Source organism: Streptomyces albicerus (assembly GCF_008905045.1).
In the GTDB taxonomy this organism is placed as follows: Bacteria; Actinomycetota; Actinomycetes; order Streptomycetales; family Streptomycetaceae; genus Streptomyces; species Streptomyces albicerus.
In genome coordinates this window covers 31,042-43,504 of the sequence record NZ_VWMY01000078.1, presented here as the reverse complement: position 1 = coordinate 43,504, position 12,463 = coordinate 31,042, and the positions used below count along the sequence as shown (strand labels likewise).

Below are 12,463 nucleotides of genomic sequence, written 5' to 3'. Positions count from 1 at the left end.
CGGCGGTCAACTCGTGCAGATGCCAGGCCGCGTCGGCCTTCGGCCGCATGACGCGATCGAGCTGCTCGGCCGTCATGGACTCAACCACGCCGTCGTCCAGGACACCCGCCGCATGCACCACACCCGTGACAGGACCCTCCAACGAGCCCAGCGCGGCAGCCAGTTGCTCCCGATCGGCCACATCGCAGGCGACGACGCGGGCCTCACAGCCCACCGCCGCCAACTCCGCGACCAACTCGCCCGCACCCTCGGCCGCCGGGCCGCTACGGCTGAGCAGCAGCAGATGCCGTACGCCGTGCGCGGCGGCGAGATGCCGGGCGAACACCGCACCCAGACCACCCGTACCGCCGGTGATCACCACCGTGCCCTCGGGGTCGAACGAGGTCGCCGACTCACCGGCGGCGGCGCGGACCAGCCGCGGCGCCAGCACCCGGCTGCCCCGCACCGCGAGCTGCGGCTCGTCGAGTTCCGTCAACCCGCCCCAGTGCAGCCCTTCGACCACGGCGTCGTCGTCGAGGTCGACCAGCAGGAACCGCCCAGGGTGCTCGGACTGCGCACTGCGCAGCAGACCCCACACCGCGGCCTGCGCGGCGTCCGGGGCCTCGCCGCCGACGGCGACCGCACACCGGGTCACCACGGACAGCTTGGCCGCGCTCAACGCCGGGGCGGCCAGCCACCGCTGCACCAGCGCCAGCGCCTCCGCGGCGGCCGCCGTGGTCCCCGGAGCCTCCACGCCCGCGAGGACCAGCTCCGGCGCGGGCATGCCCTCCGCGACGGCCTGCTCCAGCGCGGCCAGATCCGCGAAGGCCTCGCCCTCGGCGGGCAGCCCGCCGAGCACCGCGACACGGGCGGCCTGACCGGCCTCGGCCATGACCGGCGTCCAGTCCAGCCGGTAGAGCGAACCCTGTGTGTCGGCGGCCCGCTTCAACTGGGCCCGGTCGACGGGACGGAACACGAGCTTGTCCATGCTGAGGACCGGCTCGTCGTGCTCGTCGACGATGTCGATGCGGAAGGCGGCTTCGCCCACCGGGGTGAGCCGGGCGCGGGCCCGCGACACACCGGTCCGGCCGAGCCGGACGCCGTTCCACGAGAACGGCATGACGAGCGTGTCGTCCGCCTTCTCACCGAACAGCGAACTCTGCACCGCCGAGTCGAAGAGCCCCGGATGGATACCGAAAGCGCCCGCGTCGGCGTCGTCCGGCAGCGCCAGCTCCACGTAGACGGCGTCCTCGTCCTGCCACGCCTCGGCCACGCCCTGGAACAGCGCGCCGTAGTCATAACCGATGTCGGCCATGCGCGAGTAGAGCGCCTCCGCCGAGAGGGACTCGGCGTCCTGCGGCGGCCACTCGACGTCCCACGCGGATACGGCCGCCCCGGCCTCCGCGGCGAGCCGACCCCGGCCGTGACAGGTCGCCTCGCGCTGCTCGTCCGTGTCGTCGTCCTCGGGGCGCGAGAAGATGACGAACTCGCGGCGCCCGTCCTCGACGGCGTGCCCGACGACGATCTGCACCTGGCGCGCGGCCGTCTCGTCCAGCGTCAACGGCGCCTCGATGACCAGCTCGTCGAGCACGGGGCAGCCGACCTCGCGCCCGGCGGCCAGACTCATCTCGACCAGCGCGACGCCGGGCACGACGATCGCGCCCATGACGACGTGGTCGCGCGTCCACGGCTGGTGCGTGGTGGAGATACGGCCCGTGAACAGCCACTCGTCCCGGTCACCGATCAGCGCCCGACCGGCCAGGACGGGATGCTCGACGGCGATGAGCCCGGCCGCCGACACGTCCCCGGGAGCGGTACCCGGCGTCAGCCAGAACCGCTCGCGCTGGAAGGCGTACGTCGGCAACTCCACGCGCTGGGCACCGGTACCGGCGTAGAACGCCTCCCAGTCCACACCGACACCCACGGTGTGGGCACGGCCGAGGAACGCGGCGAAGGTCTCGCTCTCGCCGTGCTTGGCCCGCAGGGCGGGGATGAAGGCGGCCTCGGTGTCGTCGACGCACTGCCGGGCCATGGCGGACAGCACCGCGTCGGGGCCGAGCTCCAGGAACCGCCGCACGCCGAGATCCCACAGGGTGCGTACGCCGTCGGCGAAACGGACGGCCTGGCGCACGTGCCGCACCCAGTAGTCGGCGTCGAAGGCGGACACCGGCTCGCCGGTCACGTTCGACACGACCGGGATACGCGGCTCGGCATACGTCAACCGCTCCGCGACGGCCCGGAACTCGTCGAGCATCGGCTCCATGCGCGGGGAATGGAACGCGTGCGAGACCCGCAGCCGGGTCGTCCTACGCCCCGCCCACTGCGGCAGCCACTCGACTACGGCGTCCTCGTCGCCGGAGACCACGACGGCCAGCGGCCCGTTGACGGCGGCGATCTCCAACCGGCCCGCAAACCCGGCCAGCGACCCGGCGACCTCGGCCTCGGCAGCCTGCACGGCCACCATCGCCCCACCCGACGGCAGCGCACCCATCAACCGACCACGCGCCACCACCAGTTCAGCCGCATCCGCCAGCGACAACACCCCCGCCACATACACCGCAGCGATCTCACCGACCGAATGCCCGATCAGGTAATCCGCACGAACACCGAGCGACTCGGCCAGCCGGAACAGCGCCACCTCCACCGCGAACAACGCCACCTGCGTGAACTCCGTCGAGCCCAGCACGTCACTGTCCTCGGCCAGCAACTCGCGCAGCGAACGGCCCAGCAGCGGGTCGACCGCGGCACACACCTCACTCAACGCCCGCTCGAACACCGGGAACGCCGAAGCCAACTCCAGCCCCATACCGGGGCGTTGCGAACCCTGACCGGTGAACAAGAAGGCGGACTTACCCTCGACAGCCGACTCACCCGCCGTCAACTCGGCCAGCCGCGCCAGCAGCTCATCCCGGTCCCGGGCGACGACCACGGCCCGGCGCTCCAGCAGGGCCCGAGTGGTCGCCGACGAGAAGGCGATGTCGGCCACCGACACGTCCGGGTCGGCGGTGACGCGTTCCCGCAGTCGTTCCGCCTGTGCCCGCAGCACCTCGTCGTTGCGGGCGGAGAGGACGACGGGCACGGCACCGGCAGGGCGCGTCACCTCGGCCGGCGTCTCCGTGTCGGCCGGCTCCTCGGCAGGGGCCTCCTCGACGATGATGTGCGCGTTCGTGCCGCTCACGCCGAACGACGACACACCCGCACGGCGCGGACGGCCATCGACCGTCCACTCCCGGGCCTCGGTCAGCAACTCGACGCAGCCGGACTCCCAGTCCACGTGCGGCGACGGCTCGTCGACGTGCAGGGTCGGCGGCAGCACACCGTGCCGCATCGCCATGACCATCTTGATGACGCCTGCGACACCGGCGGCCGTGGAGGTGTGGCCGATGTTGGACTTGATGGAGCCGAGCCACAGGGGGTCGCCCTCGCGCTCGCGGCCATACGTCGCCAGCAGCGCCTGCGCCTCGATCGGGTCACCCAGCTTGGTACCCGTGCCATGGCCCTCGACGGCGTCCACGTCGGCCGGTGTCAGACCGGCGTTGGTGAGCGCCTGCCGGATGACCCGCTCCTGGGAGGGGCCGTTGGGGGCGGTCAGGCCGTTGCTCGCGCCGTCCTGGTTCACCGCGCTGCCCCGGATCAGACCGAGGATGCGCCGCCCATTGCGCCGGGCGTCGGACAGCCGCTCCAACACGACCAGGCCGAGGCCGTCGGAGAAGCCGGTGCCGTCGGCCGACGCCGAGTAGGCCTTGCAGCGGCCGTCGCGGGCCAGACCGCGCTGGCGGCTGAACTCCATGTGCAGGAACGGCCCGGACAGCACGGTGACACCGCCGGCGAGGGCGAGGGAGCACTCGCCGGCCCGCAGTGCGGTCACCGCGAGGTGCAGGGCGACGGCGGAGGCGGAGCAGGCGGTGTCGACGGACACCGCGGGGCCCTCGAGTCCGAGGCTGTAGGCGACGCGGCCGGACACCACGCTGGTGGTGGATCCGGTCAGGCGGAAGCCCTCGATCTGGGGCAGGGTGCCGGCGGGCATGGACGCGTAGTCGGACGGGCCGACGCCGCAGAACACGCCGGTGGCGGTGCCGCGCAGGGTCGTCGGGTCGATGCCCGCGTCCTCCAGCGCCTCCCAGGACGCCTCCAGCACCAGCCGCTGCTGCGGGTCCATCGCGGTCGCCTCGCGAGGGCTGATGCCGAAGAAGTCGGCGTCGAACTCGGCGGCGCCGTCGATGAACCCGCCTTCCCTGGCGTACACGGTGCCGAGCCGGTCCGGGTCCGGGTCGTAGAGCTTCTCCAGGTCCCAGCCGCGGTCGGTGGGGAACGGGCCTATGCCGTCGCCACCGGAAGCCACCAGCTCCCACAGGTCCTCCGGCGACGTCACCCCGCCGGGGTACCGGCAGCTCATGCCGACGATCGCCAAGGGCTCCCCGTCACGGGACTCGTACTCGCGAAGGCGCGCGCGGGCCTGGTTGAGGTCGCTCGCCATCTTCTTGAGATAGCGGGCGAGCTTCTCCTGCTGGTCGGTGTTCTCTGCCATTTCCCCGCCCCTTGTCACGCTTCGCCGAACTCGGCGTCGATCATTTGGAAGACCTCGTCCATGGAGGTGGCCGCTTCGATGCGCTCGGCCGTGCTCTCCGCTTCTCCGTCCTCGGAGACGACGGACAGCAGGCGGCGCAGGCGCTCGGCCACGTGGCGCCGTTCGGTGTCGGCGATCGCGGGAAGCATGTCTTCCAGCTTCTTCAGTTCCTTCTCGATCGGTGGCTCGGCCGCGGTGCCGCCGCCGAGCTCGGCGAGCAGCAGGCGCGCGATCTCCGCTGGCGTGGGGTGGTCGAACACGAGCGTGGCGGCCAGCCGCAGGCCGGTGGCCTGCGTGAGCCGGTTGCGCAGGTCGACGGCGGCGAGGGAGTCGAAGCCGATCTCCTGGAAGGCGCGGTCGGGTTCGACGGCCGCGGCCGAGGCGTGCCCGAGCACGGCCGCCACCTGGGTGCGGACCATGTCCAGGACGAGGCGCTCCCGGTCGGCGGCGTCGACACCGGCCAGCTGGTCGCGCAGCGACACCGTCGGGGTGTCCACCCGCCGGGCCGCGACGGGCGCGAGCCCGCGCAGCACGGCCGGGACGGTGCCGGCCCTGGCCTGGGCGCGCAGCACCGCGATGTCCAGCCGGACCGGCGCCAGCAGCGCGCCCTCCGAGGTGAGCGCCTGGTCGAAGAGACCGAGGCCCAGCTCGGCCGTCAACGGCTTGGAGCCCATCCGCTCCAGGCGGGCCAGCTCGTTCTGCCCCAACTGGGCGGCCATGCCCGCGGAGTCCGACCACAGGCCCCAGGCGAGGGAGGTGGCGGGCAGTCCGGCGGCCCGGCGGGATGCGGCGAGGGCGTCCAGGGCCGCGTTGGCGGCGGCGTAGTTGCCCTGGCCGGGGCTGCCGATGAGCGCGGCCACCGACGAGAACAGCACGAACGCCGACAGATCCGCGCCGGCGGTCAACTCGTGCAGATGCCAGGCCGCGTCCACCTTCGGCCGCATCACACGCGCGAGGTGCTCCGGCGACAGCGAGTCGATCACACCGTCGTCCAGGACACCGGCCGCGTGCACCACGCCGGTGAGGGGACGCTCCAACGAGCCGAACGCGGCGGCCAGTTGGTCCCGGTCGGCCACGTCGCAGGCGACGGCCCGCGCGTGGCAGTCCAGGCCCTCCAGCTCCGCCAGCAGTTCGGCGGCGCCGTCGGCGGCCGGGCCGCGCCGGCTGAGCAGCAGCAGATGCCGCACACCGTGGGCGGCCGCCAGGTGCCGGGCGAACACCGCACCCAGACCACCCGTACCGCCAGTGATCACGACGGTGCCCTCAGGGTCGAAGACCGGCGCCCGCTCGGGCACCCCGGCCGCCGCCCGCGCAAGCCTCGGCACCAGCAACCGCCCGCCACGCACCGCAAGCTGCGGCTCATCGACGCCCAATACCGCGCCCCAGTCGGGCTCTTCCCCATCGGCGTCGACAAGGACGAACCGGCCCGGGTGCTCCGACTGCGCACTGCGCAACAGACCCCACACCGCTGCCTGAGCGACGTCAGCGGCCTCACCGGCAACGGACACCGCACCTCGGGTCACCACCACCAGCCGCGCCTCGCCCAGCCGCTCACTGACCAGCCACCGCTGCACCAACTCCAGCGCCTCACCGGCAGCGATCCGGGCAGCTCCGGCCGCGTCACCGGTCGTCTCCCCCGCCGTCGCCACGGCCGTCTCCCCGGCCGTCTCCCCGGCCGGGGGGCCTGCGGATGAGACGACCTCGGCGAGCACCGCGTCGGGCGCGGTCGCGCCGTCGGCCAGGGCCTTTTCCAAGGCGCCCAGATCGGCGAACCGGTCCGCGGCCGCCCCGCCGACCGCACCGATCGAGGCAAGCCTGACGGGCCGGGACGCAGCGGCCTGCGCCTGCGCCTGCGCCCAGTCCAGCTCGTAGAGGTGACGCTCGCCGTCGCCCCGCGCCGCTTCCAGGTGCGCCTGCTCCACGGGGCGCACGTCGAGCCGCCGCAGGCAGGCCACCGGCAGACCGTCCTCGCCCGCTATGTCGAGCCGCAGGGACATCGGGTCGGGCAGCGTGATCCGCACCCTCAGCCGCGTGAGGCCGAAGCGTTCCAACCGCACACCGGACCACGAGAACGGCAGCCCGCTCGGGTTGTTCTCTCCCATGTCGAGTTTGCCGAGCCCGCCGTGCAGGGCGGAGTCGAACATCGCCGGATGGATGGCGAACCCGTCGGCCGGACCGGCCGCCTCGGGCAGCGCCAGCTCGACCAGCACCTCGTCGCCCCGCCGCCAGGCGGACTCCACGGCACGGAAGGCCGGGCCGTAGTCGAAGCCCACGTCGGTGAGGTGGGCATTGCGGTTGAGCAGCGTGTACAGCTCGGACACGGCAAGCTGCTCGGCGTCGGCGGGCGGCCACGGAACCGGCAGCGGCTCGAGTGGCTCGGCCTTGGTGGACAGCCAGCCACGCGCGTGGCAGGTCAGCTCGGTGACCACGTCCTCGCCGGCCTCGATCCGGGAGAAGAACGCGATCTCGCGGCGGCCGTCCTCGCCGGCCGCGCCGACCGTGACCCGGATCTGCCGCGTCACCTCGTCCTCCAGGACCAGCGGCGCGGCGATGACCATCTCGTCCACGACGTCGCAGCCCAGCCGCCTGCCGATGGTCAGCGCCATCTCGCACATCGCGGTACCGGGCACCAGCACGATTCCGAACACCGCGTGGTCACGCGTCCACGGCTGCGTCTCCTGCGACATGCTGCCGGTGAACACCCACTCGTCGCGGTCACCGACCTGCACGGCCGCGGCCAGGATCGGATGCCGCATCCGGTCCATCCCGGCAGCGGAGGCGTCCCCGGCACCGGCCGTACGGGACAGCCAGTAGTTCTCCCGTTGGAAGGCGTACGTCGGCAACTCCACGCGCTGGGCGCCGGTACCGGCGTAGAACGCCTCCCAGTCCACGCCGACACCCACGGTGTGGGCGCGGCCGAGGAAGCCGGCGAAGGTCTCGCTCTCGCCGTGCTTGGCCCGCAGGGCGGGGATGAACGCGGCCTCGGTGTCCTCGATGCACTGCCGGGCCATCGCGGACAGCACCGCGTCCGGGCCCAGCTCCAGGAACCGGCGCACGCCGAGATCCCACAGGGTGCGCACCCCGTCGGCGAAACGGACGGCCTGACGCACGTGCCGCACCCAGTACTCCGCGTCGAAGACCGACACCGGCTCGCCGGTCACGTTCGACACGACCGGGATACGCGGCTCGGCATACGTCAGCCGCTCGGCGACCGCGCGGAACTCCTCGAGCATCGGTTCCATGCGCGGGGAGTGGAACGCGTGCGAGACCCGCAGCCGGGTCGTCCTACGCCCCTGCCACTGCGGCAGCCATTCGTCTACGGCGTCCTCGTCGCCGGAGACGACCACGGCCAGCGGTCCGTTGACGGCGGCGATCTCCAGCCGGCCCGCAAACCCGGCCAGCGACCCGGCGACCTCGGCCTCGGCGGCCTGCACGGCCACCATCGCCCCACCAGCAGGCAGCGCACCCATCAACCGGCCACGCGCCACCACCAGTTCAGCCGCATCGGCCAGCGACAGCACCCCCGCCACATACGCGGCGGCGATCTCACCGACCGAGTGCCCGATCAGGTAGTCAGCATGAACACCGAGCGACTCGGCCAGCCGGAACAGCGCCACCTCCACCGCGAACAACGCCACCTGCGTGAACTCGGTGGAGTTCAGTACGTCGCCGTCCTCGGCCATCAGGTCCCGCAGTGAACGGCCGAGCAGCGGGTCGACCGCGGCACACACCTCGCTCAACGCCCGCTCGAACACCGGGAACGCCGAAGCCAACTCCAGGCCCATACCGGGGTGTTGCGACCCCTGCCCCGTAAACAGGAACGCCGACTTACCCGCGACCGCCGGCTCACCGGCCGACGCCTCGGCCAGCCGCGCCAGCAGTTCGTCCCGGTCCTGGGCGACGACCACGGCCCGGCGGTCCAGCAGCGCCCTTGACGTCACCAGCGAATACGCCGCATCCACGACCGACACCTCGGGCCGCGCGGCCAGATGGGCGCGCAGCCGCTCAGCCTGGGCCCGCAGTGCCGTGTCCGTCTGCGCGGACACCACGACCGGCAGCGGAGCGGCGGGCACAGCCCGCCCGGCCGTCACCGGCGCCTCGGCCGGCGGGGCCTCCTCCACGATGATGTGCGCGTTCGTGCCGCTCACGCCGAACGACGAGACACCCGCCCGGCGCGGACGCCCGTCCGCAGCCCACTCCCGCGCCTCCGTCAGCAGCCGGACCTCACCGGACTCCCAGTCCACATGCGGCGACGGCGCATCCACATGCAGAGTCGGCGGCAGCACGCCGTGGCGCATCGCCATCACCATCTTGATGACACCGGCGACACCGGCCGCGGCCGACGTATGCCCGATGTTCGACTTGATCGACCCCAGCCACAGCGGATCACCCCCGCGATCCCGGCCGTAGGTCGCCAACAGCGCCTGCGCCTCGATCGGGTCACCCAGCTTGGTACCCGTGCCATGACCCTCCACCGCGTCGACCTCGACCGGGGACAGCCCGGCACTCGCCAACGCCTGCCGGATCACCCGCTCCTGCGAAGGCCCGTTCGGCGCGGTCAGGCCATTGCTCGCACCGTCCTGGTTCACCGCGCTGCCCCGGATCAGACCGAGGATGCGCCGCCCATTGCGCCGAGCGTCCGACAGCCGCTCGACCACGAGCACGCCGACGCCGTCCGAGAAGCCGGTGCCGTCCGCGAAGGCCGAGTAGGCCTTGCAGCGGCCGTCCGGCGACACGGCCCGCTGACGGCTGAACTCGGTGAGGAGGTAGGGCCCGGCCAGCAGGGTCACGCCGCCCACGAGGGCAAGCGAGCACTCACCGGTGCGCAGTGCCTGGGAGGCCAGGTGCAGGGCGACGGCGGAGGACGAGCATGCCGTGTCCACGGACATCGCGGGGCCTTCCAGGCCGAGGCTGTACGCGATACGGCCGGACACGACGCTCGTCGTGGTGCCGGTCAGGCGGTAGCCCTCCAGTTCCGGGGAGGCCATGCCGCCGTAGTCGGTGGTCACCACGCCGGCGAACACGCCGGTGTCGCTGCCGCGCAGCGCCGTCGGGTCGATGCCCGCGTGCTCGAACGCCTCCCAGGACGCCTCAAGCAGCAGCCGCTGCTGCGGGTCCATCGCGGTCGCCTCGCGCGGGCTGATCCCGAAGAACTCGGCGTCGAACTCGCCGATCCGCTCCAGGAAGGCACCGCCGCGGGTGTTGATCTTCCCGGGCTGGTCCGGGTCGGGGTCGTAGATGTTCGGGTCCCAGCCGCGGTCGGTGGGCAGTCCGCCCACCGCGTCCCGGCCGGACGCCACCAGCTCCCACAGCTCCTCCGGCGAGGTCACCCCGCCGGGGTAGCGGCAGCTCATGCCGACGATGGCCAGCGGCTCGTCCGTCGTGCCCCGCTTCGCCCGCGCGGCGGGCTTCTTCGGCGCCGGGGCGACCCCGCCGATCTCGGAGAGCAGCAGCTTCGCCACGGCGGCCGGAGTCGGGTGGTCGAAGACCAGCGTGGCGGGCAGGCGCACGCCGGTGCTCTGGGTGAGCCGGTTGCGCAGCTCGACCGCGCTCAGCGAGTCGAACCCGAGGTCCTTGAAGGCCCGGTCGGTGTCGATCGCGGCGGCGGAGGCGTGGCCGAGGACGGCCGCGACCTGCTCCCGCACCGCGTCCAGCAAGATCCGCTCCCGGTCGGCCTCCGCGACGCCCGCGAGGCGCTGCGCGAGCGAGCCGCCGGTCTCGGTGCGCTTGGCGGGGACGGGCGCCAGACCGCGCAGCAGCGCGGGCAGCAGACCGGCCCGGGCCTGGGCGCGCAGTGCGGCCGGGTCGAGTTGAACGGGCGCCAGGAGCGCCGCGTCGGCGCCGAGCGCCAAGTCGAACAGCTCAAGGCCGCGCTCCTGGGACAGCGCGCCCACTCCGGTCCGCTCCAGGCGGGCCAGGTCGGCCTCGCCGAGTTCACCCGCCATGCCGCCGGCGTCGCCCCACAGGCCCCAGGCGAGGGAGGTGGCGGGGAGTCCGGCGGCCCGGCGGGACGCGGCGAGCGCGTCCAGGGCCGCGTTGGCGGCGGCGTAGTTGCCCTGGCCGGGGCTGCCGATGAGGGCAGCCACCGACGAGAACAGCACGAACGCCGACAGATCCGCGCCGGCGGTCAACTCGTGCAGATGCCAGGCCGCGTCCGCCTTCGGCCGCATCACACGCGCGAGGTGCTCCGGCGACAGCGAGTCGATCACACCGTCGTCCAGGACACCGGCCGCGTGCACCACGCCGGTGAGCGGACGCTCCAACGAGCCGAGCACGGCGGCCAGTTGGTCCCGGTCGGCCACGTCGCACGCGGCCACGCGCGCCTGGGCGCCAAGCGCTTCCAGTTCCGCGACCAACTCGGCGGCGCCGTCGGCGGCCGGGCCGCGCCGGCTGAGCAGCAGCAGATGCCGTACGCCGTGGACGGTCGCCAGGTGCCGGGCGAACACCGCGCCCAGACCACCCGTACCGCCGGTGATCACGACGGTGCCCTCGGAGTCGAAGACCGGCGCCCGCTCGGGCACCACGGCCGCCGCCCGCGCAAGCCTCGGCACCAACACCCGCCCGCCACGCACCGCGAGTTGCGGCTCATCGACGCCCAATACCGCGCCCCAGTCCGGCTCTTCACCATCGGCGTCGACAAGGACGAACCGGCCCGGGTGCTCCGACTGCGCACTGCGCAACAGACCCCACACCGCCGCCTGTGCAACGTCAGCGGCCTCACCGGCAACGGACACCGCACCCCGGCTCACCACCACCAGCCGCGCCTCGCCCAGCCGCTCACTGGCCAGCCACCGCTGCACCAACTCCAGCGCCTGCACGGTCGTGGCATGCACCGAGTCGGGGGCGTCCGCACCCACCGTGGGCACGACGGCCAGCACGGCTTGCGGCGCCTCCGCGCCCTCGGCAAGCGCCCTCTCCAGGGCATCCAGGTCCGCGTAGGTCTCCCCCGCGCCGATCCGCGCGAGCACCGGCGTGCTGGTGGCGGAACCCGCCTCGACCGGCGCCCAGTCGACGGTGTGCAGCGACTGCCGCGCGTCGCCGCGCGCGCTGTCGATGCGCTCCTGGTCCACGGGACGTACGACGAGGGAACGGACGGACACCACCGGGTCACTGTTCTCGTCCACGGCGTCCAGCCGCAGCGAGGTGCCGCCGGTCATGGTGGAGCGGACCCGCAGCCGGGACACGCCGGTCCGGTCGAGCCGCACACCGCTCCAACTGAACGGCATGAGGTGCGCCGCCCCGCCACTGCCGGTCAGCAGCACCACTCCGCTCTGGAGAGCGGAGTCGAACAGTGCGGGGTGGATGCCGAAGCCCTCGTGGCCCTCGGGCAGGGTCACCTCGGCGTAGGTCTCGTCGCCGTCGCGCCAGACGGCCTCCACGCCGTGGAAAAGGGGGCCGTAGTCGTACCCGAGGTCGGCGAGACGGCCGTACAGCTCGTCGACGGGCATCGGTTCGGCGTCCTGCGGCGGCCACTGCTCCGGCCAGGCGGGCGCGGGCACGCTGTCGATGCCGAGGGTGCCGCGGGCGTGGCAGGTGCTCTCGGTGTCGCCGGTGGCGTGCTCCGGCCGAGAGTAGATCGCGATCTCGCGGCGGCCGTCCTCGCCGGCCGCGCCGACGGTGACCTGGAGTTGGCGAGTGACGCCCTCTTGAATGAGCAGCGGCGATTCGAGCACCAGCTCGTCGAGTACGGCGTTGCCTGTGTGGCGTCCCGCGGCGAGGGCCAGCTCGACGAGACCCGTGCCGGGCACGACCATGACGCCGAGCAGCAGGTGCTCCGCGACCCACGGCTGTGTCTCGGTGGACACCCGCCCCGTGAGCACCCATTCGTCCCGGTCACCGACCGGCACGGCCGCCGCGAGCAGCGGGTGCGCGACACCTACGAGCCCGGCCGCCGCGACATCACCGGCCTGCACCGAG

2 protein-coding genes are annotated in these 12,463 nt (G+C 73.1%); both read right to left on the bottom strand.

All coding sequences use genetic code 11. The features are described 5' to 3' along the window. Positions 1–4,507, bottom strand: a 4,507-nt coding sequence (locus GAS53_RS45520) for a type I polyketide synthase (protein ID WP_151483659.1), incomplete at its 3' end; no start/stop codon positions are given. Between the two features lie 14 nt (positions 4,508–4,521). Next, positions 4,522–12,463, bottom strand: a 7,942-nt coding sequence (locus tag GAS53_RS57170) for an SDR family NAD(P)-dependent oxidoreductase (RefSeq protein ID WP_404829413.1), incomplete at its 5' end; no start/stop codon positions are given.